A 24,264-nucleotide genomic window follows, 5' to 3' on the forward strand; every position below is an offset into this window, starting at 1 on the left:
CCCCCGAAGTCACCGGCACCCCCGACGTCACCACCACCACCGCCGTCGAAGTCGCCGCCGACGTCGCCCTGGTCGGCGTACCCGGCGCCGTCGCCGAAACCCTCCTGGTAGCCGGTGTCGTAGCCCGGGTCGGCGAAGGCCGGGGAGAACAGCGCGTCGGCGATCAACATGCCGCCGATCACCCCGGCGCCCGCGCCCAGCGCGGTCTTCCACCACGGAGTCGAGTACCAGCCGGCCGGCACCGGCCGCCCCTGGACCCGGCCGCCCGGGTAGTAGTACGGGGTGTCCCGACCCGGCCGAGGGCCGGCGCTGAAGGTCTGCCCCTGCACCTGCACCTGGCGTTCCTTCGTCAGCTCCCCGGTGCCCTCGGCGGCGGCCAGCGGCGGCAGTTCCGGGCCCGGGTCCAGTCCGAGGGCCACCCGGGCCGCCCGTGCGTACGCCAGCCCCTCCAGGGCGGTCTCCCGGGCCAGCCGGTACTGGTGGATGGTCCGCGCCTGCTCCAGTTGGCCGCCGGCGGCGTTGTAGCGCTCGGCGGCGTCCACCAGCGCCTGGCGTACGGCCGGCTCGTCGCCGTGCAGGTTCAGCACCTGGCCGCCGAGGCGTTCGTACCACCGCTGGGCGTCGGCGCGCACGTCGGCGAGGCTGCGCGCCTCCCGGGCTGCCTGTTCCCGCCGCCACCAGACGAACCCGCCGACCAGCAGCACCACGAGGACCGCCACGAGCACAAGTTCCATGCCGCGAAGTTACCCGGCGGGCTCCGGTCGTATCCCTTTGGCATGCTCTGGGGATGGACCTTGCGACGCTGGCCGTGGTCGCCGTCAGTCTCGGCGCGGGTGGCGCGGTGGGCTGGTACGCCGCCCGTGTCCGTTCCGCCACCCAGATCGCCCGGCTGGAGGCCACCCTGGCGGCCACCCGGGAGGGCGAGGGCCGGCTGGAGCAGTCGATGCGGGCGCTCGGCTACGAGGCGACCGCCCAGTCGCAGGAGGCGGTGGCCCGCGCGGTGGCGCCGCTGCACGACACCCTGCGCCGGTACGAGCAGCGGGTGACCGAGCTGGAGCGGGACCGGGTGGACGCCTACGCCGAGCTGCGCGAGCAGGTGCGGGCCATGAGCACGGTCTCCGGGGAGCTGCGCACCGAGACCAAACAGCTGGTCGCCGCGCTGCGCGCGCCACAGGTACGGGGCCGCTGGGGTGAGCACCAGCTCCGCCGGATCGTCGAGGCCGCGGGCATGCTGGAGCACTGCGACTTCGACGAGCAGGTCACCGCCGCCACCGACCGCCAGGGGGTACGCCCCGACCTGGTGGTCCGCCTGCACGGCGGCCGGACGGTGGTGGTGGACGCCAAGGCGCCCTTCGACGCGTACCTGACGGCGATGGAGGCGCGCGACGAGCGGGGGCGCGACACCCACCTCGACGCGCACGCCCGGCACCTGCGGGCGCACGTCGACGCGCTGGCCGCCAAGTCGTACTGGGCGGCCTTCGACTCGACGCCGGAGTTCGTGGTGCTCTTCGTGCCCGCCGACCCGTTCCTGGACGTGGCGTTGCAGCGCGACCCGACGCTGCTGGAGCACGCCTTCGCCCGCGACGTGGTGCTGGCGACCCCGGCGACCCTGGTGGCGCTGCTGCGCACGGTGGCGTACTCGTGGCGGCAGGAGGCACTGGCCCGCAACGCGGTCGCGGTGCACTCGCTGGCCCGCGAGTTGTACGGGCGGCTGTCCACTCTGGGCGAGCACGTCGGCAAGCTCGGCGCGTCGCTGGGTGGGGCGGTGACGGCGTACAACCGGGCGGTCGGGTCACTCGAGGCGCGGGTGCTGGTCAGCGCCCGTAAGCTGGCCGAACTGGGGGTCTCCGACCAGGAGCTGGCGGCGCCGGCGCAGGTGGAGCTGACGCCCCGGCAGCCGCAGGCTCCCGAGCTGCTCGACGACGTTTCCACTCTGGACCGACCCATCTAGCAGCATTTATATGACAGTGCGCACGCTCGCATATCACAAAGGGGTCACAACTTACCGACGGGTAGTGACAGCGGCACTACGCAGCACAAAGGATGCGCTCACGTGTGTCCTGACATCTCAGGGCCCTGTTCTCTGGAGGAAAAGAGAACGTGAGCAGACCCCGCAACCTGCGCCGGCGTACCTCCGCCGGGCTGTTCGCCTCCGTCGTGGCAGCCGGTGCCATGACCGGCGTGGGCGGTGCCGCCACCGCGAGCGCCGCCCCCGCGACCAACCCGGACGCCACCACCAACGCGGTCGAGACGCTTGGCGCGCACGACGCCAAGCTCCTCGCCGAGGCCGAGGGGAAGCACGCGTCCACCGTCACGCTGATCGTCGCCGCCGAGAAGGGTGAGGCGAAGGACGTCGCGGACGCGATGAAGAAGCTCGGTGGCTCGATCAGCCAGCGCTTCGACTCCATCGGGTACGTGCTGGCGAGGGTGCCGACCGGGAAGGTCCTGACGGCCGCGAGGCTGCCCGGCGTCGCCGCCGTCGACCTCGACGAGACCATCGAGCTTCCGGACCCCAGCCCCGTTGTCACCGCCCCGGACCGCACCGGCACCGCCCCGATCCGGGCCAAGAGCGCGCGGCCCGGCCCGAAGACCTTCCGGGAGGGGGCCGCGGCCCCGGTCGCCCCGGGTGCGGGCACCGGCGCGGTGAACCCGTACATGCCGACCCACGAGACCGGCGCCGAGGCCTTCAAGGCCGCCAACCCGACCTGGGACGGGCGCGGGATCACCATCGGCATCATGGACTCCGGTGTGGACCTCGACCACCCGGCCCTGCAGAAGACCACCACCGGCGAGCGCAAGATCGTCGACTGGGTCACCGCGACCGACCCACTGGAGGACTCCACCTGGCGGCGGATGAACCTCGAGGTGACCGGCCCGAGCTTCACCGTCGGTGCCAACACCTGGACGGCCCCCGCCGGGTCCTACCGGTTCGCCACCTTCAACGAGTCGATCACCAGTGGCAGCGACCCGGCCGGTGACGTCAACCGGGACGGCGACAAGACCGACGCCTTCGGCATCCTCTACGACCCGAAGAGCAACGACATCCGGGTCGACGCGAACCAGAACCGTGACTTCACCGACGACGAGCCGATGCGCCCGTACCAGGAGAGGTTCCAGGTCGGCCACTTCGGTACGGACAACCCGGCCACGCCGGTCCGGGAGCAGATCCCGTTCGTGGTCGAGTACCGCAAGGGCGTCGACACCAGCCCGATCAACGTCCCCGGCACCTGGGACTACGTCAACATCGGCATCGTCGAGTCGACCCACGGCACGCACGTCGCCGGCATCACCGCCGCCAACGACATGCTGGGCAACAACGCCTTCGACGGCGCGGCCCCCGGTGCCAAGCTGGTCTCCTCCCGCGCCTGCTCGTGGGGCGGCGGCTGCACCACCGCCGCGCTCACCACCGGCATGGCCGACCTGGTCATCAACCGCAAGGTCGACGTGATCAACATGTCGATCGGCGGCCTGCCGGCGCTCAACGACGGCTCCAACGCCCGCGCCCAGCTCTACAACACCCTGATCACCACGTACGGGGTGCAGATGTTCATCTCGGCCAGCAACTCCGGCCCGGGCCTGAACACCATCGGTGACCCGTCGGCGGCGTCCAACGTGGTCAGCGTCGCGGCCAGCATCAGCAAGGACACCTGGCTGTCCAACTACGGCTCGGTGGTCAGCAGGAAGAACGCGCTGTTCAACTTCTCCTCCCGCGGCCCGCGTGAGGATGGCGGTTTCAAGCCGAACATCGCCGCTCCCGGCGCGGCCGTCTCCACCGCACCGACCTGGCAGCCCGGCAACATCGCCCCCGAGGCCGGCTACTCGCTGCCGCCGGGCTACCAGATGCTCAACGGCACCTCGATGGCCTCGCCGCAGGCCGCCGGCGCCGCCGCGCTGCTGCTCTCCGCCGCTCGCGCCAACGACCAGGGCGTCACCCCGGCCGCGCTGCGCCGCGCCATCTACACCTCGGCGAAGCCGATCGCCGACGTGCCGACGTACGCCCAGGGCTACGGCATGTTCGACGTGCCCGGCGCGTGGAAGCTGCTGAGCAAGGGCGTCGAGGCCCGGTCGTACACCTCCGACGCGCCGGTCTGCACCCCGCTGTCGAAGAACCTGACCCGCTACGACGCCGGCACCCAGCAGTTCCTGCCGAACCCGCACCGGGGCACCGGCGTCTACAACCGCTGCGCCTCGTCGCAGGGTGGCCAGCAGGTCGGCCAGTCGAAGACGTACCAGGTCAAGGTGACCCGCACCAGCGGGCCGACCGGCAACCGGCAGCACACCGTGACGCTGCGCGGCAACGACGGCACCTTCACCGCGCCGAAGTCGGTGGTGCTGCCGCTGAACAAGACCGTCACCGTCGACGTGGTGGCCAAGCCGAAGACCGCCGGCGCGCACGGCGCCCTGATGCTGATCGACGACCCGGCCACGTCCGTGGTCGACTTCGAGGTCTCGACCGTGGTGGTCGTGGCCCACGACGTGCAGAAGCCGGCCTTCTCCTTCTCCACCGAGGGCACGGTCGACCGGAACGGCTTCACCTCGTACTTCGTGACGGTCCCGCCCGGGGCGGGCGCGCTCCAGGTGAACCTCTCCGGCATCGCCACCGGGTCGCAGACCCGCTTCATCGCGATCAACCCGTACGGCGTCCCGGTGGAGAGCACCGCCAGCACCACCTGCTACACCAACTTCTCCGACGCGGCGACCTGCAAGCCGCAGGAGCGGGACTACCAGAACCCCATTCCGGGCGTCTGGGAGATCGAGGTCGAGGCGCGCCGCACCTCGCGGTCGCTGAACAACCCGTTCCAGCTCCAGGCGCGGGTGCAGGGCGTCAAGGTCGAGCCGGCCACCATCGAGCTGCCCGCGGTGGCCGCCGGGGCCCCGACCCAGGTGTCCTGGAAGCTGACCAACGCCTTCGGCCCGGTCGCGGTGACCGGTCAGGGTGGTCCGCTGGCCAGCGTGTTCGCCGGGCGGCCGACCATCGCCGAGGGTGCGCAGCAGGAGTGGACCGTGGACGTGCCGGCCGGCGCGACCAGCTTCACCGCGCGGATCGGCAACACCGCCAACCTCGGTGCCGACCTGGACCTGGCGGTGTTCCTGGGCGCCACCCGGGTGGGCGTCTCGGCCGACGGTGACTCGGAGGAGGCGGTGACCCTGGCCAACCCGGCCCCGGGCACCTACCGGGTCGTGGTCGACGGCTACGCCGTCGACGGTCCGGGCACCAGCACCGCCTACGACTACCGGGACTCGTTCACCGCCCCGTCGTTGGGCACGGTGACCGCGCCGGCAACCCCGCTGGCCCTCACCAACGGTGCCACCGCCGCCCTCACCGGCACGGTGGTCGCCCGGTCCACCCCGGCCGCCGGTCGGGCCCTCTACGGCGACCTGGCCGTGACCACCACCGAGGGTGCGGTCGTCGGCCGTGGCTCGGTCTCGATCGGCAAGGTGAACTGACAGCCACCGGCTGCCTGAGCACTACCGAGAGCCCGTCCCCACCAGGGGGCGGGCTCCCGCCTTCCGCCCTCGCCGGACCTGTTGGCCATGGCCTTGCGACGGAGGCCGACCCGAGGGTCGGACGGGTCAGGACCGGCGGGCGGACTCGACCGTGAAGGGGATGCCCTGCTGGCAGGTGGTCAGCAGGTCGGGTTGGGGCTTGCCGGTGACGGTGACCTTCGTGCCCGGCGCCAGCACGTCACGTGGACCCCCGATGAGCTGGAACCCGTCGACCATCAGGCAGCCCGGCTCCACGCCGGCGGTCACCGTGCCGGAGATCTCCGTCGCACCCGGGCCGGGCGGCAGACTGGGCCCGGACGACTTGGTCGGCGGCAGGACCGTGGGGGACGCGATCGGCGGCGCGGTGCTCGGGCCGGCCGGTTCCGTGCCGGGAGCGCTGGTCACCGGGGGTCCTTCCGGGCGGCTGGGGGTGTCCGTGCCGCCGCAGGCGGTCAGCGCCGCACCGGCGACCAGCGCGACGAGAGCCATCCGAGGAGTCTTCATGCCCGATGGGACGCGCGCGGGCCGTGATCCGTTCCCGTCGATCAGCCGCGGGCCGCCGCCGCCTTCATGTCCCGCTTGAGCTCCTGCGGCAGTGAGAAGGTCAGTCGCTCGTTGGCGGTGACCACCTCGTCGACGTCGGTGAAGCCCCGCGCGGCGAGGTACGCCAGCACCTCCTGCACCAGTTCGTCCGGCACGCTGGCGCCGGAGGTCAGGCCCACCGTGGTGGCCCCGACCAGCCACGTGTCGTCGATCTCGTGGGCGAAGTCGACCAGGTGCCCGGCTCGGGCGCCGGCGTCCAGGGCCACCTCGACCAGGCGTACCGAGTTGGAGGAGTTGCGCGAGCCCACCACGATCACCACGTCGCACTCGGAGGCGATCTCCTTGACCACGTGCTGCCGGTTGGAGGTGGCGTAGCAGATGTCGTCGCTGGGCGGCGACTGCAACAGCGGCAGCCGGGACTTGAGCCGGGCCACCGTCTCCATCGTCTCGTCCACCGACAGGGTGGTCTGGGAGAGCCAGACGACCTTGTTCGGGTCCCGCACCGTGACCTTGTCCACGCCGTCGGGGCCGTCGACGAGCTGGATGTGCGCCGGGGCCTCACCGGCGGTGCCGATGACCTCCTCGTGCCCCTCGTGGCCGATGAGCAGGATGTCGTAGTCCTCGGCGGCGAACCGCTTGGCCTCCTGGTGCACCTTGGTCACCAGCGGGCAGGTCGCGTCGATCGCCCTCAGCGAGCGTTCCCGGGCCTGCTCGTAGACCTCCGGGGCCACGCCGTGGGCGGAGAAGATGACGGTGGCGCCCTCGGGCACCTCCTCGTTCTCCTCCACGAAGATCGCGCCCTTGGCCTCCAGGGTCCGTACCACGTGCTTGTTGTGCACGATCTGCTTGCGCACGTAGATCGGGGCGCCGTAGAGCTTCAGCGCCTCCTCGACGGTCTGCACCGCCCGGTCCACACCCGCGCAGTAGCCGCGAGGCTTGGCCAGGAGCACGCGCTTGCCGGTCCGGGGAGTCGTCTCAGCCTGAGTCACCCGACCATCGTACGTGCCGCCCCCACGGCGGGCCGGCGCCGCGCACCCCGCCGGGTGGCACGCCCGGTCGGGCCTGGCTCAGGTCGTCGGAGCCGGACCGTAGGGTGGGCGGGTGACCGACGCCCCCCGCAGCACCCCCGAGGAGCCCTGGCCGGTCCGGGTGGTCAGCCAGAAGGTCGGCGCCTGGATCGCCCGGCTCGGCTGGGTCTGGGTGGACGGGCAGGTCGCGCAGATCAGCCGGCGCCCCGGCGCCAGCACGGTCTTCCTCACCCTACGCGACCCGTCCGCCGACCTGAGCCTGACCGTGACCACCAACCGGGACGTCCTCGACTCGGGCGCGCCGGAGCTGCGCGAGGGCGCCCGGGTGGTGCTGCACGCCAAGCCCGAGTTCTACCCGGCCCGGGGCACGTTGAGCCTGCGCGCCGACGAGATCCGCCAGGTCGGGCTCGGTGAGCTGCTGGCCCGGCTGGAGAAGCTCAAGAAGCTGCTCGCCGCCGAGGGGCTCTTCGACCGGGCCCGCAAGCGCCGGCCGCCGTTCCTGCCCCAGCGGATCGGGTTGATCACCGGCCGGGCCTCGGCCGCCGAGCGGGACGTGCTCACCAACGCCCGGCGACGTTGGCCGGCGGTCGAGTTCCGCACGGTCAACGTGGCGGTGCAGGGGCCGGGCGCGGTGCCGCAGATCGTCGACGCCCTGCGGGTGCTCGACGCCGACCCCACCATCGACGTGATCGTCCTGGCCCGGGGTGGCGGCAGCATCGAGGACCTGCTGCCCTTCTCCGACGAGGCGCTCTGCCGGGCGGTCTTCGCCTGCCGTACCCCGGTGGTCAGCGCGATCGGGCACGAGACGGACGCGCCACTGGTCGATCACGTCGCCGACGTCCGCGCGTCCACGCCGACCGACGCGGCGAAACGGATCGTCCCCGACCTCACCGAAGAGGTACGCCTCATCGGCCAGGCCCGCTCGCGGCTGGAGCGCGCGGTGCGCAACCTGGTCGACCGGGAACAGCACCGCCTCGACTCGCTGCGGTCCCGTCCGGTGCTGGCCCGCCCGCGGGTGATGGTCGACCAGCGGGCCGCCGAGGTCACCGCGATGCGCGACCGGGCGGGGCGGTGCCTGGACCACCGCCTCGCCTCCGCCGCCGAAGACCTGCGGCACACCCTGGCCAGGCTGCGTGCCCTCTCCCCCGCCGCCACCCTCGACCGGGGGTACGCGATCGTGCAGCGCGCCGACGGCCACGTGGTACGCGCGGCGGGTGAGGTGGACAAGGGCGATCCACTACGGGTACGCCTCGCCGAGGGCGAGTTGGGCGTGACCGTCGAGGCGATGAGGAAGTCGTGATGGGCGAAGAGAAGAACGACGAGCGGCTCAGCTACGAGCAGGCCCGCGCCGAGCTGGCGCAGGTGGTGGAGAAGCTGGAGGCCGGCGGCACCTCGCTGGAGGAGTCGCTGGCGCTCTGGGAGCGCGGCGAGCGGTTGGCCGCGACGTGCCAACGCTGGCTGGACGGGGCGCGGGCCCGCATCGACGCCGCCCGGCAGGCGCCCGCGTCCTGACTCCCGGGCTCCCCGCCGGCTCATCCGGCCCCCGGGCGTATCCCGATCGACTCCGGTTCGCGCGAACGGCGGTGTCCACGGCCGGGGACAGCGCCGTTCGCCGCGAAGGGAGCCGGGCGGATGCCGACGCCGGTCAGTCGAACAGGTTGTAGAACTCCGGCGGTGCCTCGACCACCTGGTCGGCCGAGGGCTTCTGCGCGGCGGTGGCGTTGCCGTAGTCGGAGTAGGTGATCTTGATGTCCTGTGCGGCGTTCTGGCCGGCGGCCGGGATCCGGACGACCAACTCGCTGAGCCGACCCTGCGGGTCCAACTTCGCGGTGAACGGCACCGACTTCGCCTGCTGTCCGAGCGCGGTGATCACCGACGGGTCGAGCGAGCCGGCCTCGGCTGCCTTCGACACGTCCAGCGTGCCGGCGTAGCTGCCCTCGCCGGTCTGCCGGACCTCGGTGATGCCCCGGGTGAGCACCTCGCTGCCGGCGGGGTCGATCGCGTCGAAGTCGAAGCCCAACGCCCGGTTGCCCTTGATCCGGTTCTGGTCGAGGTGCTGGTACTTGCCGAGGTTGAGCTGCTGCGCCCCGGGGACACTGCCGGCGGCGGTCCCGCCGAGTTCCAGCTTCACCCAGCTGTCCGGCTTGGCATGGATCAGGTCGAGCTTCATCATCAGGTCCGAGGACGCGTCGCCGATCATGACGCGCATCTCGGCGCTCTGGCTGGGCTCGTGCACCTGCCCCTGCGCCGTCGAGCCGGCACCGGCCATGGTGAACCGGAAGTTCCCGGTGCGGATCGCGTTGGTGGAGTTCAGCAGGGCCTGCTTGGCGTCGCCGTCGACGCCGGTGGTGGCCCCGGGCGAGGCACTGCCGGAGGTGGTGGGGGACGCGGAGACCCCCGCCTCGCCGGTCCCGGTACTGGTGCAGGCGGCCAGGCCGGGCGTGAGGAGCGTCGCGGCGAAGACCGCCGCGCCGAAGCGCCGAATGGTCACGAGAACCTCTCATCGGTCGTCCGGCCCACGCGGGCGCCGGAGGCGTGGCGCCGTGGCTCTGCTCCTGCCCCGACGCACGAACCGTCGGCCGGGAGAACGCGCCGACGAGGTCGCGTACCTTCTGTTCCCGGATGCCGCGTTCGGCAATCCATGCCGGGTGCGACCAATGGTGTCTCCCGCCCACTGCCCTACCGCGCGACCTGTTCCGCCAGCCGCCCGCTGGTCACCCCGCCGGCCGGTCCGGGGGCTGCGGCGGGACGGCCGGCGCCGCTAGCGGAGGGAGTCGGCGAGCTGACGCAGCTCGCCCTCCCGGGCGTCACCGACCACGATCACCGTGCGACCCGGTTCGAGCAGCACGAGTGCCTGGTCGTTGCCCCGGCCGGTGTACCGCTGCCAACTGCGCCCGCCCAGGTCGGTGGGGCCCTGCGGCTGCCCCTGGGCGGTCAGCTCCTGGGGCAGGAGCTTCTCCGGCGGGACGTTGCTCTGCACGAGCTGGACGCCCCGCCCTTCCGGGGTGAGGTAGCCGACGCGCAGGTTCACCCCGCCGTCGACGGCGCGGTAGGTGGCGCTGACGGTACGCCAGCCGGAGCCCAGCCCGGTGGGCTCACTGACCGGGAAGGCGTTGGCCGACCGGGCCGACTCGTACGCGGGGCCCGGGTCGACGACGACGGGCTGCTCGCCGCCGAGAAAGCCACGGTAGAAGGCGAGCAGCAGTGCGATCGGGACGAGCAGCACCAGCAGCGACAGCGCCATGTCCTTCGGGGAGCGCTCGGAGCGGGACTTCTGCTTCCCGGCGGGACGGACCGCCGGGTGCGGCCTGTCAGCGCCGGTGGGCGTGGGCGCGACCAGCGCGGGCTCCCCGCCGCCTGTCCCGGCCGGCGGCTCCACCAGGGCCGGCTCCGGGCCGGCCGCGGACCCGGACGGCGGGGTCGCCCCGGTCGCCGCGTCGGTCGCCCGGCTCGGGGACGTCGGCGGCTGCCCCTCCGGCGGGGTCGGGTCGGCGGGTACGCGGTCGGCGGGCTGTGCGGGTTCCACCGGCCCATTCTCGCAGCCCCATCGGTAGAGGAGATCCGGCCCACCTTCGCCCCGTTGCGTCTCCGGAGCTGGCATCGTGTGAGGATCAGCGACAAAACCGGCAGCGGCGACGCCGCACCCTGCCGGTCCACCCCGCAACGTCGCGAGGAGGAAGCCGTCATGACGAACACCAGGACGCGGATCCCCCAGGATCTCGACCGCAACCTTGCCCTCGACCTGGTCCGGGTCACCGAGGCCGCGGCCATGGCCGCCGGTCGGTGGGTCGGCCGGGGCGACAAGGAGGGCGGCGACGGGGCAGCCGTCGACGCGATGCGCAAGCTGATCAACTCGATCCCGATGCGCGGGGTGGTGGTGATCGGGGAGGGCGAGAAGGACAACGCGCCGATGCTCTTCAACGGCGAGGAGGTGGGCGACGGCACCGGCCCCGAGGTGGACGTGGCGGTGGATCCGATCGACGGCACCACCCTGATGAGCAAGGGCATGCCGAACGCGCTGGCGGTGCTGGCGGTGGCCGAGCGGGGCGCGATGTTCGACCCCAGCGCCGTGTTCTACATGGAGAAGCTGGCCGCCGGCCCGATGTACGCCGACGCGGTCGACATCAACGCCGGCGTCGCGGAGAACATCCGCCGGATCGCCAGGGTCAAGGGCACCGACGTCGCCGAGGTCACGGTCTGCGTGCTGGACCGTCCCCGGCACGACGACCTGGTGGGGCAGATCCGGCGGACCGGGGCGGGTATCCGGTTCATCTCCGACGGCGACATCGCGGGCGCCATCGCCGCCGCCCGGGGCGAATCCGACGTCGACGTGTTGATGGGCATCGGCGGCACCCCGGAGGGGATCACGGCGGCCTGTGCGCTCAAGTGCATGGGCGGGGTCATGCAGGCCAAGCTCTGGCCGCGCGACGCCGAGGAGCGGGAGAAGGCCCTGGCCGCCGGTCACGACCTGGACCGGGTGCTCACCACGGACGATCTGGTCACCGGGGACAACTGCTTCTTCGTGGCCACCGGCGTCACCTCCGGCGACCTGCTGCGCGGGGTGCGGTACCGGGCGGGCGGGGCGTACACCCAGTCGATCGTCATGCGCTCCAAGAGCGGCACGATCCGGGTGATCGACTCGTACCACCGCCTGGAGAAGTTGGCCCTCTACTCGGCGGTCGACTTCGACGGGCGTCCGCTGGCCGAACAGGAGTGAGCACGACCGGGACGGTCGCCCCGCCGACTGTCCCGGCGTCCCGCCGGGTCGGCCGAATCGCCGGGGTCGGGCTGGCGACCGCGTCGGGGGTCGCCGTGTCGGTGCAGTCCCGGATCAACGGCGAACTGGGGGTACGCCTGGCCGACGGGATCGCCGCGGCGCTGGTCTCCTTCGGGCTGGGTCTGCTGGTGCTGTTGGTGCTGGTCCCCGCCACCCCGGTCGGGCGGCGGGGCCTGCGTGAGCTGTACGCGGCGCTGGGCGTGGGGAGGCTGCGCCCGTGGCAGTGCCTGGGCGGGGTGTGCGGCGCGTTCCTGGTGGCCGCCCAGGGTCTCACCGTCGGCGCCCTGGGGGTGGCCGTCTTCACGGTGGCGGTGGTGGCCGGCCAGTCGGCGAGCAGCCTCGCGGTGGACCGTGCCGGGGTGGGCCCATCCGGTCGGCAGCGGGTCACCACGGCGAGGCTGGCCGGCGCGGTGCTGACCGTGCTGGCCGTCCTGCTGTCGGTGGGGGACCGGCTCGGCGATCCGGGAGCGCTGGCGTTGGCCGCGCTGCCGCTGTTGGCGGGGGTGGGCATCGCCTGGCAGCAGGCGGTCAACGGCCGGGTGCGGGACGCCTCGGGCAGTGCCCTGACCGCCACGTTGGTCAACTTCTCGGTCGGTACGGTAGCCCTGCTCGTCACCTTCGCGGTGGACGTGGCGATCCGGGGCCAGCCCGCCGGGGCCTTCCCGGGCGAGCCCCGGCTGTACCTGGGTGGGCTGATCGGCATCGTCTTCATCGCCGTCGCGGCGGCCCTCGTCCGGTTCACCGGGGTGCTGCTGTTCGGGCTGGCCACCATCGCCGGGCAGGTCATCGGTGCCGTCCTGCTGGACCTGTTCCTGCCGACCGCGGCCTCCCATCCGGGGCCGGCGACTCTGGCCGGCGCGGCGCTGACCGTGGTCGCGGTGCTGATCACGGCGCTGGGGCTGCCGTCGCGCCGCTGACCTCGACCGCCGCCGCCCGGCTCAGCGACGCAGCGCCTGCACCGTCTCCCTCAGCGACCGGTCCAGCGGGGTCGGCTCGATGCCGAGGGTGGTGGTGGCGGTGGTCGAGTCCATCACGAACGGCCGGGCGAACTGGTGGGCGGTCTCCCGCAACTCACGGGTGAAGGGGTCGACCACGCCACCGGCCCAGAGCACCGGGTAGGGCATCCGGGTCAGCTTCGGCGCGGGCGCGCCGACCAGCGCGGCGGCCCGGACGGCCAACTCCCGCATCGGGACGGCGGGCGCGCTGGGCACGTGCCAGGCGCGTCCCCACGCCCGCTCGTCGGTGGCGGCCGTGACCAGGGTACGGGCGACGTCGCCGATGTAGGTCCAGGTGTGCGGGGCGTCCCAGGTGACCGGCAGGAAGACCCGCTGCCCGTTGAGCACCCGAGGCAGCACCAGCATCGGCAGGCTGGTGGCGTCGGCGCCCAGGTAGTCGGAGGCGCGTACCTCGGTGACCCGGACCCGCCCGGCCCGGTGGGCGGCGACGGCCTCGGCCCACATCCGGTTGCGGACCCCTCCCTTGGTGCCGGTGGCGCGCAGCGGGGTCTGTTCGGTCATCGGGGCGTCGACGGGGCCGTAGCCGTAGAGGTTGCCCACGGTGGCCAGCACCGCGCCGGCCCGTTCGGCGGCGGTGAGCAGCGCCCCGGCCAGCGGCGGCCAGTCGGCCGCCCAGCGGTGGTACGCGGGGTTGGCGCAGTTGTGGAGCGCCACCGCGCCCTGGGTGAGCTCCGCGAGCCGGGCAGGGTCGGCGGCGTCGGCGGCGACCCGCTCGACGGCCGGGTGCTCGGGCCCGGTGCCGCGCCGGGTGACGATCCGGACCCGCTCGCCTCGCTCGGCGAGGAGCCGGGCGGTGGCGGTGCCGACCGGGCCGGCTCCGACGATCACGTGCAGGGACATGGGAACACCTTCCGAAGCAGGGATACTAAGCGAGAGCACTGCTCTCGTTGTTGCCACCCCAGCATGATCGCCCGCCGACACTTCGTCAAGAGCGGTGCTCTCTTTTTTGATTAGCGCTCCGACCGTGGCAGAGTGGACGCATGTCCGCTCCCTCCATCCGCGCCCGGGTCCGCGCCGAGATGATCGACGAGATCAAGGCGGCAGCCCGGCGGCACCTGGCCACCGACGGCGCCAACCTCTCGCTACGTGCCGTCGCGCGGGACATGGGCATGGTCTCCTCGGCGATCTACCGCTACTTCCCCAGCCGGGACGACCTGCTCACCGCGCTGATCCTCGAGGCGTACGACGCGCTCGGCGACGCGGTGGAGACGGCCGACGCCACCGCCGCCCGGCACGACCTGCGCGGTCGGTGGCATGCCGTCAGCCGCGCCGCCCGCGACTGGGCACTCGCCCACCCCGCCGAGTACGCGCTGCTCTACGGCAGCCCGGTCCCCGGGTACGCCGCGCCCGACGACACCATCCTGCCGGCCCAGCGCCCCCCGGTGACCCTCGTCGGCATCCTCCGCGACGGGCTGGCCGACGGCCGGCTCGCCGCACCCGACGACGAACTGCCCGAACCGGTCCGCGCCGACCTGGCCGAGATCGCCGCCAGCCTGTTTCCGGGCCTACCCGAGTCGCTGCTGGCCCGGGGCATGGCCGGGTGGACACAGCTGTTCGGCCTGATCAGCTTCGAGTTGTTCGGCCGGGTCGCCGGTGCCATCCCGCACCGCGACGCGTACTTCGACCACCAGACCGGACTGATGGCCGACCTCATCGGCCTGCCCCGCTGACGGCGACAACCCGGCAGCCGGGCCGGTCAGCCGGCGTCGGAGGAGTGGCCGGGGAAGAGGTGCGCGGTGGGATCGATGACGACGGCGGCGTTGTTGACGGCGGTCGCCGCCTCACCGAAGCCGGTGGCGATCAACCGCACCTTGCCCGGGTACTCGGTGATGTCTCCGGCGGCGAAGACCCGGGGCAGGTTGGTGGCCATCGCGCTGTCCACCACGACGTGCCGGCGGTCCAGGCGCAGCCCCCACTCGGCGAGCGGCCCCAGGTCGGCGGTGAAACCGAGCGCAGCGACCACCGTGTCGACCGGCAGGGCCTCGACGGCGCCGCCGCGTACGGTGATCTCGGCGGCGGTCACCGCGGCGTCGCCGTGCAACCGGGTCACCTCGGCGTTGACGATCACCCGTACGGGTGACGCGAGCACCCGGGCGACCGTGCCGGCGTGCGCCCGGAACCGTTCCCGCCGGTGCACCAGGGTCACCGAGCGGGCCAGCGGTTGCAGCGTCGCCGCCCAGTCGAAGGCCGAGTCACCGCCGCCGACGATCAGCACGTCCCGGTCGGCCAGGGCGGCCGGCTCCGGTACGAAGTAGACGACCCCGGCGCCGAGGAAGCCCTCCGCCACCGGCAGCGGGCGCGGGCTGAAGCTGCCGAGGCCCCCGGTGACCAGCACCGCGCCGCAGTGCAACTGGTCACCGCCGGCCAGGCCGAGCACCGGCCGCCCGTCGGCGTACGACAGCTTCTCCGCCCGGCAGCCGAGCAGGTAGTCCGGATGGTAGGGGGCGGCCTGGGCGACGAGGTTCGCCACCAGGTCGCGTCCCTTGACGGCGGGAAAGCCGGCGACGTCGAGGATCAGCTTCTCCGGGTACATCGCGGTGATCTGCCCGCCCGGTTCGGGCAGCGCGTCGACCACCGTCACCGACAGCCCGCGGAACCCGGCGTAGTACGCCGCGAAGAGTCCCGTCGGACCGGCTCCGATGACCGCGACATCGACCTCTCGCATGGCGTACCGTCGCTTTCCGCTCGGCGGATCTACGCGTGCTGATGCCGACGGTAGGCCGGTCGTCCCGGCCGGGCAAGCATCCGGCGCCGCGCCGGGCCGGGGAACCCGGTCAGGGCAGGGTGAGGGTCGACTCGGGGCGGTACGGTCCGTACGACTCTGGCCTGCGGCGGCGGAACAGGATCGCCGCGACGACGCCGCCGAGCAGCCCGAAGAGGTGCCCCTGCCAGGAGATGCGCTCGTCGGTGGGGAGGATGCCGAGCAGCTGCCAGCCGTAGAGCAGGCCGACCAGCAGCACCACGGCGAAGTTCCACCAGCTCCGCTCGACGATGCCTCGGGTGAGCAGGATGCCGAGGTAGCCGAAGATGACTCCGCTGGCGCCCACCACCACCGATTGGGGCGCGCCGGTGAACCAGACCCCGAGCCCGCTGACCAGGATGATGACCAGGGTGGACCAGAGGAAGCGTCGGGTGCCGGCGGCGAGCACGAAGGTGCCGAGCAGGATCAGCGGGATGCTGTTGCTGTAGAGGTGGTCGAAGCCGTGGTGCAGGAAGGGTGAGAAGAACACCCCGTCGAGCCCCTGGATGCGCAGCGGGATGATCCCGGCCGCCACGTCGAGACCGAGGGCGAGCCCCTGGTCGAGCGCCTCGATGAGGAAGAGGAGGGGCACCACCGCGCACATGGCGACGAAGGCGCGGCCGAGCGACGCGTAGAACGCCTCGGTGCCGAACCGGTGCGGGTCGCCGCCCGTCGGGTGCAGGGTCACCCGTCAAGAGCTATCAGCATTCCCGGCCGACCGCCACCCGGGCGTGCCGGCCGGGAGCGCGTCGACGGCGGGGCGGGTGCTCGACACCCGCCCCGCCGTCGATACGCCGCGCGGTCGCCGCTACTCAGTACCACCCGTCGCGCTGGCTCTTGGCCCAGGCGCCGCACGGGTCGTCGTACCGGCCCTCGATGTAGCCGAGACCCCACTTGATCTGCGTGGCGGGGTTGGTCTTCCAGTCGTCGGCGACCGAGCCCATCTTGCTGCCGGGCAGCGCCTGGGGGATGCCGTACGCCCCGGAGGACGGGTTGGCGGCCTTGTGGTTCCAGCCGCTCTCCTTGGTCCAGAGCTTGTCCAGGCAGGGCATCTGGTCGATCTTGAAGCCCTCGTCCAGTAGCAGCGCGCAGCCGATCTTCCGGTTGCCGCCGTACTCGTTGCAGGAGGCCGGAATCGGGCCGGTGTACGGCTTGGTCTCGGCCTCCTTGGCCGCCTTCTCGGCCGCCTCTCGGGCCTTCTTGCGGGACGCGGCGGCAGCCTCGGCCTTCCGGGCCCGCTCGGCCGCCGCCTTGGCTGCCTCGGCGGCGCGCAGCTTCGCCTGGTACTCGGCGTTCCGCTGCTTGGCGGACTGGGTCCGGTGCTGGGCCTGCCGCTCCCGCTGGTAGTCGTACTCGGCCTCGTCGACCACGAGGCCGACCTGCGCGGTAAGGCCCTGTTGCTGGGTTTCCCGGTCTTCGCCCAGATAGAAACCGCCGGCGACGCCCACGGAGAGCAGCGCGACAGCGGCCGTCCGGGCGCCGAACCGGCTCCACAGCCGACTCACGAAGTGTCCCTTCGTCGGGGGCAAGGACGCGGCACGGGGCCGGGCGGTCACCAGGCGCGGTCGTGCCGCGAGCGCCCCGACCGCGGCGGGTCGCCTCCGACGCACCGACGGCCGCCGGGCTCGTCCACGGGTGGGACGAATGATGCTCGACGATCTCGTCGGGGCGTGGGCGCTCGCTGGACACCATTGCGCACAGTGAGGCCGATGGGAAACCGCCAGGCCGTTTTGTGATCTGCACCACAAAGCGAATGCGGACAGAAATGGGCAAAAACCCGGTCAGTGCGGGATGTCTTCCAACAAATCCGTCACCATCGCCGCGATCGGCGACCGCTCGGACCGGCTCAGCGTGACGTGCGCGAAGAGCGGGTGGCCCTTCAACGTCTCGATCACCGCCGTCACCCCGTCGTGCCGCCCCACCCGGAGGTTGTCCCGCTGCGCCACGTCGTGGGTGAGCACCACGCGGGAGCCCTGGCCGATCCGGGACAAGACGGTGAGCAGCACACCCCGCTCCAGGGACTGCGCCTCGTCGACGATGACGAAGGCGTCGTGCAGGCTGCGACCCCGGATGTGGGTCAGCGGCAGCACCTCCAGGATGCCCCGGGAGGTGACCTCCTCCAGCACGTTCTCGTGCACCACCGCGCCGAGGGTGTCGAAGACCGCCTGGGCCCAGGGCGACATCTTCTCCGCCTCGGAGCCGGGCAGGTAACCCAACTCCTGACCGCCGACGGCGTACAGCGGCCGGAAGACGACCACCTTCTTGTGCCGGCGGCGCTCCATCACCGCCTCCAGCCCGGCGCAGAGCGCCAGCGCCGACTTGCCGGTGCCGGCCCGCCCGCCCATGGAGACGATCCCGATCGACTCGTCCAGGAGCAGGTCCAAAGCGATCCGCTGCTCGGCCGAGCGGCCGTGCACCCCGAACGCCTCCCGGTCACCACGGACCAGCCGGACGGTCTTGTCCGGCAGCACCCGGCCCAGGGCCGAGCCTCGGGCCGAGTGCAGCACCAGGCCGGTGTGGCAGGGCAGACCGGCCGCCGCGTCCACGTCGAGGGTCTCCCCCGCGTACAACCGGCCGATCTCGTCCTCGCCCAGCTCCAGCTCGGCCATGCCGGTCCAGGTCGGGTCGCTGGCCTGGCCGTGCCGGTACTCGTCGGCCTTCAGGCCGACCGAGGCGGCCTTCACCCGCAGCGGCATGTCCTTGCTGACCAGGGTGACGTCCCGTCCCTCGGCGGCGAGGTTCAACGCCACCGAGAGGATCCGCGCGTCGTTGGACTCGGTCCGGAACCCCGGCGGCAACACCCCGTCGTCCGAGTGGTTCAGCTCCACCCGCAGGGTGCCGCCGAGGTCGTTCGCGGGCACCGGGTGGTCCAGCCGCCCGTGTCGTACCCGCAACTCGTCCAGCATGCGCAGGCACTGCCGGGCGAACCAGCCCAGCTCCGGGTGGTGGCGCTTGCCCTCCAGTTCGGAGATCACCACGAGGGGCAGCACCACCTCGTGCTCGGCGAACCGGTGGAAAGCCGCCGGGTCGGACAGGAGCACCGAGGTGTCCAGGACGAACGCCTGGCCAGCTGGTCGGGGCTCCTCGGTGCCGGCCGGAGCGGCGTTCGTGGCGCGGCGGCTCCGGGTGGCGCGGCGGGTTGTGGCAGTCGCGGCCGGGCTCTGGTCGGCACCTGCGGTCGTACGGCGATTGGTCACAGGCCTGCTCCGACGGATGCGCACCCGCCATCCGCGTTCCGCCTCCTCCGGTACCCGGGGACACGGGGTCGGATGCGGAACCCCATGCGCGAGGTCGCAGTTCCGGGCGGCCGGCTGGCCCGGGAGAACCCCGTGCCATGTCTAGACGCTAGCGGCGTCCGGCCCCCTCGGCTAGGGGTCGGATGGATCTCCCCCGTCCGGAAGAAGGCGGGCCGTGGCGGACCGGCCGGGATGCATGCCCCCTGCGCGCATCCCGGCCGGTGGGGCCACCGTCACCGGTCTGACGGGGCCCCGACGATGCGCGTCCGCCCGGACGACGCATCGCGTCAGGTGGCGGCGCTCAGCCCTGCCGCCGCACGAGCGTCCCGGTCGGGTGCCGGCCGGTGACCGGCACGCCCGGGGCGCTGAACGAGGAACCCGTGTACGTGGTGCCCTGCCGGCCGGCCGGGGCGGGCAGCGCGCCGTTGCCGCCCGCCGGTGCCCCGCTGACCGGCCGGGCCGGACCCGCCGACGTCGACGGAACCCCACTGACCGGGACGGCCAGCGCCGAGGCGATGGCGGCCTGGGCTTCGCGCCGGCGCCGGTTCCACGCGCCCCGGTCACCGTCGAAGTAGCCCTGGCGGTAGCCGAAGCGGTAGCCGATCCGGTAGCTGAGCTGCCCGTGCAGCCGGCCGGCCGCGTAGCTCGTGGCACCGAGGACCAGGACGAGGAAGACCGCGAGCAGAGGACTCATCCGGCGGCCCCGGCTCGCCGCCCCGGCCCGGTCACCGGTCCTCCGGCTCGATGGTGGTGGGGTCGGCGACCAGTAGCCGGTCCAGGTCGTCGACGCCGATCTCCTCGACCAGTTCGACACTGATCCGGCAGCCGTCCATGACCACCTCGGCCACCGAGGAGCGCCGGATCTCGCCGCCGGCGTCGTAGACGCGAACGCTCAGCTCCGGACAGCCCAGGTGGGTACGCCAGGCGTTCCACTCGGTCCGGTCCCCGACACTCAGTGACAGGTAACGGCATCCCCGGGCGAGATAGAGGCGCCAGGGGGCGCTCAGCCCCGCGGCCACTCCCTCCGCCACCAGACCGAACGCCTGGGCACGGGTCGCGACTTCGGTCACCGCGCCCCCCTCGCACCGGGAGCGTGACGCATGTGAGCACTGATCGTCTCATGCACGTGACACACCGTAGATTGTCCCATGCACGTGACAGTATCAGCTTTTCGTCCGGTTACCCGTGCCCCCAAAGCCACCTATTCTGCCCGAGTGATACCCCTCAACAGCTGCTCAATACCCTATGTCAACACGTCGGAGGTGGCGTCTCGCGCGCGTTACACGCGGGTGCCCGCCCCCCGCCGTGGGAGCGTTTCGCCGTACCGTCAGAACGTGAACGAGACCACCCCCGCCCGGAAGATCGCCTTCGCCACGTTCGTCCGCCGGGCTCTCGACGACGCCCGGGCCACACGCGCCTGGACCGGCACCGAGGTCTCCCGCCGCACCGGCGTCTCCCGCCAGACCATCAACCGGTGGGTACGCGGCGACTGGGCCAGCGACCCGGAGGTCGATCGGGTGGTCGCCTTCTGCGAGGGGCTCGGGCTCAACCCGGCGACCGCCTTCGCGGCGCTGGGCTGGGACCGGGCCGTCACCCCCCGCGACGTCGCCGGCCCACCCCCGATGGATCCCGATGTGGAGGCCCTGCTGCGTCGACTGGTCGACCCGGACGTGTCCGACGCGGAGAAGTTCCACATCCGAGAAACCATCCGTTACCTCGCATACCGCCCGACTCTGCCGGTGGATGACCGAAAACGAGAGCAACGGACCGGCTAGTTCCTCAGATGGCGAAAGAACGGCGGATGGGACCTGATCGTTCCGCCACCGCCGCGAAGAAGGCACGCTAGCGTCCCTATTCGTACTGCTTGGGCTCGTCGTCGGCGGGGGGACGGGACAAGGCCGAACCCAGCCCTGCGGGACAGAAGGAGGGGTCTGTCCATGACCCTGAAGTGGTGGGCAGTCGTGGTCGCGGCGGTGTCGGTGACGTCGTGCGTGACCGCCAACGTGGTGATCGGCGCGGTCGGGGGCGAGCAGCTTCCCCTGGTCGTCAACCTCTTCGCGGCGACCACCGCCGGCACCTCGGTCGTCCTGGCCGTGCTCGCCGAGCTGCACGAACGGCTCAACGACCGGGTCAGCGCCCTGACCGAGTTCCTGGTGGCGCGACTCAACGACATCGAGGCGCACACCGGCGACCGGAACACCGGTTTCGTGGAGGGCTACCTGCTCGGCCACGGCCAGGACGCGGCGGTGGTGCCGTTCGGCCGGCGTGGCCGGGGAGCCGCCGAACGCTGAACCCGCGGTGCCACGGACGCCCACCCCGGCGGTGTCAAGGTGTCACCTCACGGCCACGAATGACCCGCCCACCCCGGGGTACGCTGTCGCGCGTGCCGCCGTTGAATCTGGGCAACCAGCCGCCGAAGACCCCGTTGGACGCCGAGCACGCCTGGCGCGCGACCGCCGCACGGGCGGCCGACATCGTGCTCTTCTTCGACTTCGACGGCACCCTGGCGCCGGTCGACGACGACCCCACCGCCGTGCAGCCCGCGCCCAAGGTGCTCGCCGCGCTGGAGGCGCTCGCCCCGGCGGTGCAGCGGGTGGCGATCGTCTCGGCGCGCCCGGTGGACTTCCTCCGCGACCACCTGGGGGGCCTCGCCGGCATCGACCTCTACGGTCTGTACGGCCTGGAGCACAGCCACTCCGGGGGCCCCACGGTGACCGAGCCCGCCGCCCTGCCCTGGGTGCCCACCATGGCCGAGCTGGCCGACCTGGCCCGCGCCGAACTGCCCGCCGGCACCCTGGTGGAGTACAAGCGGCTGAGCGTCGCGCTGCACTGGCGCACCGCGCCGGAGCTGGGCCCGCAGGTCGAGGGGTGGGGGCGGGCGCAGGCCGAACGGCTCGGCCTGAAGGTGCAGGCGGGCCGGATGGTGCTGGAGCTGAAGCCACCGGTGGACCGGGACAAGGGCCTGGTCATCGGCGAGGTGGTCCGCACCGCGGGCGGCGCGTGGTACTTCGGCGACGACGTCTCCGACATCAAGGCGTTCGCGGCGCTGCGCGCCCGGGCCGCCGGTGACCCCGACTTCCTCGGTGTCTGCGTCGCCGTGGCGAACCCGGAGACCGGTCACGAGGTGGCCGAGGCCGCCGACCTCACCATCGACTCCCCCGCCGCCCTCGGCGACTTCCTCACCGAAGCCCTCCACCACCTCACCTCATCTGACCCCACCCGCCCGGCCGGGTGACCACGAGGTTGGCGGCCGCCCGTCAGCGGCCGCCCCGCCGTCAGGCTCAGGAGCAACCGGCGGAGCGGTACGCCGCCGGGGTCAGACGCCGAAGCGGCGCTGGCGGGTGGCGTACGAGCGCAGGGCGCGCAGGAAGTCGACGCGGCGGAAGTCCGGCCAGTTGAGTTCACAGAAGTAGAACTCCGAGTGGGCCGACTGCCACAGCATGAAGCCCGACAGACGCTGCTCACCGCTGGTACGGATGATCAGATCCGGGTCCGGCAGGCCCCTGGTGTACAGGTGCTCGGATATGTGGTCGACGTCCAGCGAGCCGGCCAGTTCCTCGATGGTGCCGCCCTTCGCCGCGTGCTCCAGCAGCAGCGAGCGCACCGCGTCGGCGATCTCGCGCCGACCCCCGTACCCGACGGCGATGTTGACCTGGGCGCCGCCGGCGCGCTCCCGGGTGCGTTCCTCGGCCGCCTTGAGGGCCTGGGCGTGCTGCGCCGGCAGCACGTCCAGTGCCCCGACCATCCGCAGCCGCCAGGGGTTGCCCTCCTCGGCCAGTTCGGTGGTCAGATCCTCGATGATCTGCAACAGCGGATCCAGCTCCTCCGCCGGACGGGAGAGGTTGTCGGTGGAGAGCAGCCACAGCGTCACGTGGCCGACGCCCGCGGCGTCGCACCAGCGCAGCAGCTCCTTGATCCGCTCGGCGCCCATCCGGTGCCCGTCGTTCGGGTCGACGAACCCCATCTCCCGCGCCCACCTACGGTTTCCGTCGCACATCACCCCGACGTGCCGGGGCACCGGCCGGCCTGCGAGCTTCGCCGTCAGCCGGCGCTCGTAGACGGAGTAGAGAATGTTCCGCAGAGTCATCACCTTGCAGGGTAGCGACCCGTACCGGCGATGGTGACCTGGGTGGTTAAGTCCGGGCCGAGAGACCGACACCGATCATGGCGAGGGTCCGGGCGTCCAGCCGGCCGTCGCCGAGGCCCAGTTCGACGACCGTCGCGTAGACCCGGTCGTCCCGCCGGGCCGCCCGGACGGCGGCGTCGACGATCCGGCGGTGCCGGGCCAGCCAGGCCGCCACCGAGCTGTGGCGCAGGTGGGTGCCGAGCCGCCGACGCAGCGCGGCGGCGTACCGGTCGGCGGCCCGGCCGGGCGGGCCCGCTGCCGCCACGCCCGCCAGCGCGCCGGAGAGCAGGGCGTAGAAGATTCCTTCGCCGGTGAACGGGTTGATCAGCGACAGCGCGTCGCCGGCCAGCACCGCCCGGCCCCGGCCGGGCGCGGGCCGGTGCGTCGACAGCGGGAGGTGGTGGGCGCGCAGCTCGGTGACGGCCGTCGGGTCGGTGGCCGGCAACAGCGCGGCGAGCCGGTCGAGCAGGTGCGCGCGGCTGAGCGGCTCACCGCGCAGCACCTCGCCGTACCCGACGTTCGCCTGTCCGTCACCGATCGGGAAGGACCAGGCGTACGCCGGCCAGCGCGCGCCGGAGGTGACGATGAGCTGCTCGGGCGGGCCGGGCAGCGCCGGGGCGTACCCCCGGATGGCCAGCGCCAGGTGCCGGTCCGGGTTGACCGGGTGGCCCAGCGCCCGGCGGACCACCGAGCCGGCGCCGTCGGCGCCGACGAGCGCCCGGGCGGCGAGGGCGCCGTCCAGCACCACCCGGTCGTCGCGCAACTCGACCCGGCGGACCGTGTGCCGGCGCAGCAGCGCCCCGGCCCGCACCGCCGCCGCCACCAACCGGGCGTCGAACACCTTCCTGGGCACCGTGTACGCGGGCCGGGGCAGCTCCCGGGCCACCTCTGCCCCGCCCGGCCCCACCAGGCGCAGGGCCGGCAGCGGGGGGTAGCCGGCCACCGCGTCGGCTACCCCCAGCTCGGCGAGGACGTCCAGCGCGTGCGCGGCGACGCCGTCCCCGCAGGCCTTGTCGCGGGGGAAGTCGGCCCGGTCCAGCAGCAGCACCCGGGCACCCGCCCGGCGGGCGGCCAGTGCCGCCGCGGAACCGGCCGGGCCGGCCCCCACCACGATCACGTCGAACTCGTCGTCCACTCCGCGTCCCCTCCGCCGGGTTCGCGGCGGTCCCACCCACCGCGCACACGCCGAGCCTCATCCTGCCCCGCGGGACCACCCACCGGCACCGACCGCGCACCGACTCGCCAGACTGGCCCTCGGTCTGCGGCAGACCGTGCCCGAGACTCCGCGTCGACCCCGACCCAGGGCAGCCC

Annotated in this window: 24 protein-coding genes; 10 read left to right on the forward strand and 14 right to left on the reverse strand. The window is 72.9% G+C overall.

Annotated elements, in window-relative coordinates:
* Window positions 1-734 (reverse strand): hypothetical protein (locus tag E1165_RS18830; protein ID WP_132393107.1); only part of this gene is annotated, 734 nt, incomplete at its 3' end.
* A gap of 53 nt (window positions 735-787) precedes the next feature.
* On the opposite strand from E1165_RS18830, the gene E1165_RS18835 reads away from it, so the two are divergent.
* Window positions 788-1,951: a DNA recombination protein RmuC gene (locus E1165_RS18835; RefSeq protein WP_132393108.1), complete on the forward strand. Its 1,164-nt coding sequence runs from the start codon at window positions 788-790 to the stop codon at window positions 1,949-1,951.
* A gap of 149 nt (window positions 1,952-2,100) precedes the next feature.
* Window positions 2,101-5,448 (forward strand): S8 family serine peptidase, encoded by a 3,348-nt coding sequence (locus E1165_RS18840; RefSeq protein ID WP_132393109.1) that lies wholly within the window; start codon window positions 2,101-2,103, stop codon window positions 5,446-5,448.
* A 126-nt stretch (window positions 5,449-5,574) separates the two neighbouring features.
* Here the strand turns inward: E1165_RS18840 and E1165_RS18845 are convergent, their stop codons facing one another.
* Window positions 5,575-5,991, reverse strand: a complete 417-nt coding sequence (locus E1165_RS18845; protein WP_132393110.1) for a hypothetical protein — start codon at window positions 5,989-5,991, stop codon at window positions 5,575-5,577.
* A 41-nt stretch (window positions 5,992-6,032) separates the two neighbouring features.
* Window positions 6,033-7,019 carry a 4-hydroxy-3-methylbut-2-enyl diphosphate reductase gene (locus tag E1165_RS18850; protein WP_132393111.1) on the reverse strand — a complete coding sequence of 329 codons (987 nt, stop codon included), beginning with the start codon at window positions 7,017-7,019 and terminating at the stop codon, window positions 6,033-6,035.
* A gap of 112 nt (window positions 7,020-7,131) precedes the next feature.
* Between E1165_RS18850 and xseA the strand changes: the two genes are divergently transcribed.
* Window positions 7,132-8,358, forward strand: coding sequence for an exodeoxyribonuclease VII large subunit (gene xseA / locus E1165_RS18855; RefSeq protein ID WP_132393112.1), 1,227 nt, complete (start codon window positions 7,132-7,134; stop codon window positions 8,356-8,358).
* Window positions 8,358-8,570, forward strand: a complete 213-nt coding sequence (locus E1165_RS18860) for an exodeoxyribonuclease VII small subunit (protein WP_132393113.1) — start codon at window positions 8,358-8,360, stop codon at window positions 8,568-8,570. Before xseA ends, E1165_RS18860 begins: the two co-directional genes overlap by 1 nt.
* A gap of 133 nt (window positions 8,571-8,703) precedes the next feature.
* Here E1165_RS18860 and E1165_RS18865 read toward each other — a convergent pair whose 3' ends face one another.
* Window positions 8,704-9,549 carry a hypothetical protein gene (locus E1165_RS18865; protein WP_132393114.1) on the reverse strand — a complete coding sequence of 282 codons (846 nt, stop codon included), beginning with the start codon at window positions 9,547-9,549 and terminating at the stop codon, window positions 8,704-8,706.
* Window positions 9,550-9,819: 270 nt separating this feature from the next.
* Window positions 9,820-10,584, reverse strand: coding sequence for a DUF4245 domain-containing protein (locus E1165_RS18870; RefSeq protein WP_165945258.1), 765 nt, complete (start codon window positions 10,582-10,584; stop codon window positions 9,820-9,822).
* Between the two features lie 159 nt (window positions 10,585-10,743).
* Here E1165_RS18870 and glpX point away from each other — a divergent pair, with 159 nt between their 5' ends.
* Both glpX and E1165_RS18880 read left to right on the forward strand, forming a co-directional pair.
* A complete protein-coding gene (gene glpX / locus E1165_RS18875; protein WP_132393116.1) occupies window positions 10,744-11,775 on the forward strand; it encodes a class II fructose-bisphosphatase in 1,032 nt (343 codons plus the stop codon).
* Window positions 11,772-12,752 (forward strand): DMT family transporter, encoded by a 981-nt coding sequence (locus E1165_RS18880; RefSeq protein ID WP_132393117.1) that lies wholly within the window; start codon window positions 11,772-11,774, stop codon window positions 12,750-12,752. The genes glpX and E1165_RS18880 overlap by 4 nt, the downstream gene beginning before the upstream one ends.
* Before the next feature lie 21 nt (window positions 12,753-12,773).
* On the opposite strand, the gene E1165_RS18885 is transcribed toward E1165_RS18880, so the two are convergent.
* A complete protein-coding gene (locus E1165_RS18885) occupies window positions 12,774-13,691 on the reverse strand; it encodes an NAD-dependent epimerase/dehydratase family protein (RefSeq protein WP_132393118.1) in 918 nt (305 codons plus the stop codon).
* A 140-nt stretch (window positions 13,692-13,831) separates the two neighbouring features.
* Between E1165_RS18885 and E1165_RS18890 the strand changes: the two genes are divergently transcribed.
* Complete coding sequence (locus tag E1165_RS18890) at window positions 13,832-14,521, forward strand: TetR/AcrR family transcriptional regulator (RefSeq protein WP_132393119.1); 690 nt, start codon at window positions 13,832-13,834, stop codon at window positions 14,519-14,521.
* Between the two features lie 26 nt (window positions 14,522-14,547).
* On the opposite strand, the gene E1165_RS18895 is transcribed toward E1165_RS18890, so the two are convergent.
* The 6 genes from E1165_RS18895 to E1165_RS18920 all read right to left on the reverse strand — a co-directional run bounded on the left by E1165_RS18895 (window position 14,548) and on the right by E1165_RS18920 (window position 19,897).
* Entirely contained in the window at window positions 14,548-15,516 is a 969-nt protein-coding gene (locus E1165_RS18895; RefSeq protein WP_132393120.1) for an NAD(P)/FAD-dependent oxidoreductase, read from the reverse strand.
* A 109-nt stretch (window positions 15,517-15,625) separates the two neighbouring features.
* Complete coding sequence (locus E1165_RS18900; protein ID WP_132393121.1) at window positions 15,626-16,279, reverse strand: rhomboid family intramembrane serine protease; 654 nt, start codon at window positions 16,277-16,279, stop codon at window positions 15,626-15,628.
* A 124-nt stretch (window positions 16,280-16,403) separates the two neighbouring features.
* On the reverse strand, window positions 16,404-17,096 hold the full coding sequence (locus E1165_RS18905; protein WP_132393122.1) for a lytic transglycosylase domain-containing protein: 693 nt from the start codon (window positions 17,094-17,096) through the stop codon (window positions 16,404-16,406).
* A 276-nt stretch (window positions 17,097-17,372) separates the two neighbouring features.
* Complete coding sequence (locus E1165_RS18910) at window positions 17,373-18,788, reverse strand: PhoH family protein (RefSeq protein ID WP_132393123.1); 1,416 nt, start codon at window positions 18,786-18,788, stop codon at window positions 17,373-17,375.
* A 340-nt stretch (window positions 18,789-19,128) separates the two neighbouring features.
* The gene (locus E1165_RS18915) at window positions 19,129-19,521 is read right to left on the reverse strand and encodes a hypothetical protein (protein WP_132393124.1); all 393 of its coding nucleotides are present in this window, start codon (window positions 19,519-19,521) and stop codon (window positions 19,129-19,131) included.
* A gap of 31 nt (window positions 19,522-19,552) precedes the next feature.
* Window positions 19,553-19,897 (reverse strand): hypothetical protein, encoded by a 345-nt coding sequence (locus E1165_RS18920; protein ID WP_132393125.1) that lies wholly within the window; start codon window positions 19,895-19,897, stop codon window positions 19,553-19,555.
* A 264-nt stretch (window positions 19,898-20,161) separates the two neighbouring features.
* On the opposite strand from E1165_RS18920, the gene E1165_RS18925 reads away from it, so the two are divergent.
* The 3 genes from E1165_RS18925 to otsB all read left to right on the forward strand — a co-directional run bounded on the left by E1165_RS18925 (window position 20,162) and on the right by otsB (window position 22,062).
* On the forward strand, window positions 20,162-20,602 hold the full coding sequence (locus E1165_RS18925) for an XRE family transcriptional regulator (protein ID WP_132393126.1): 441 nt from the start codon (window positions 20,162-20,164) through the stop codon (window positions 20,600-20,602).
* A gap of 162 nt (window positions 20,603-20,764) precedes the next feature.
* On the forward strand, window positions 20,765-21,118 hold the full coding sequence (locus E1165_RS18930; protein WP_132393127.1) for a hypothetical protein: 354 nt from the start codon (window positions 20,765-20,767) through the stop codon (window positions 21,116-21,118).
* Window positions 21,119-21,210: 92 nt separating this feature from the next.
* The gene (otsB, locus tag E1165_RS18935) at window positions 21,211-22,062 is read left to right on the forward strand and encodes a trehalose-phosphatase (protein ID WP_132393128.1); all 852 of its coding nucleotides are present in this window, start codon (window positions 21,211-21,213) and stop codon (window positions 22,060-22,062) included.
* An 81-nt stretch (window positions 22,063-22,143) separates the two neighbouring features.
* On the opposite strand, the gene E1165_RS18940 is transcribed toward otsB, so the two are convergent.
* The gene (locus E1165_RS18940; RefSeq protein WP_132393129.1) at window positions 22,144-22,914 is read right to left on the reverse strand and encodes an isoprenyl transferase; all 771 of its coding nucleotides are present in this window, start codon (window positions 22,912-22,914) and stop codon (window positions 22,144-22,146) included.
* 46 nt (window positions 22,915-22,960) lie between these two features.
* The gene (locus E1165_RS18945) at window positions 22,961-24,088 is read right to left on the reverse strand and encodes a geranylgeranyl reductase family protein (RefSeq protein WP_132393130.1); all 1,128 of its coding nucleotides are present in this window, start codon (window positions 24,086-24,088) and stop codon (window positions 22,961-22,963) included.
* Window positions 24,089-24,264 lie beyond the last annotated feature (176 nt).

Origin of the sequence: Micromonospora sp. KC723 (assembly GCF_004348595.1) — a bacterium.
Classification (GTDB): Bacteria; Actinomycetota; Actinomycetes; order Mycobacteriales; family Micromonosporaceae; genus Micromonospora.

Excerpts from the sequence above, each read along its gene's own strand:
- E1165_RS18940 (WP_132393129.1), bottom strand. The coding sequence starts at position 22,914 with ATGACTCTGCGGAACATTCTCTACTCCGTCTACGAGCGCCGGCTGACG.
- E1165_RS18860 (WP_132393113.1), top strand. The coding sequence starts at position 8,358 with ATGGGCGAAGAGAAGAACGACGAGCGGCTCAGCTACGAGCAGGCCCGC.
- E1165_RS18915 (WP_132393124.1), bottom strand. The coding sequence starts at position 19,521 with ATGAGTCCTCTGCTCGCGGTCTTCCTCGTCCTGGTCCTCGGTGCCACG.
- E1165_RS18835 (WP_132393108.1), top strand. The coding sequence starts at position 788 with ATGGACCTTGCGACGCTGGCCGTGGTCGCCGTCAGTCTCGGCGCGGGT.
- E1165_RS18895 (WP_132393120.1), bottom strand. The coding sequence starts at position 15,516 with ATGCGAGAGGTCGATGTCGCGGTCATCGGAGCCGGTCCGACGGGACTC.
- glpX (WP_132393116.1), top strand. The coding sequence starts at position 10,744 with ATGACGAACACCAGGACGCGGATCCCCCAGGATCTCGACCGCAACCTT.
- E1165_RS18930 (WP_132393127.1), top strand. The coding sequence starts at position 20,765 with ATGACCCTGAAGTGGTGGGCAGTCGTGGTCGCGGCGGTGTCGGTGACG.
- E1165_RS18845 (WP_132393110.1), bottom strand. The coding sequence starts at position 5,991 with ATGAAGACTCCTCGGATGGCTCTCGTCGCGCTGGTCGCCGGTGCGGCG.
- E1165_RS18885 (WP_132393118.1), bottom strand. The coding sequence starts at position 13,691 with ATGTCCCTGCACGTGATCGTCGGAGCCGGCCCGGTCGGCACCGCCACC.
- E1165_RS18890 (WP_132393119.1), top strand. The coding sequence starts at position 13,832 with ATGTCCGCTCCCTCCATCCGCGCCCGGGTCCGCGCCGAGATGATCGAC.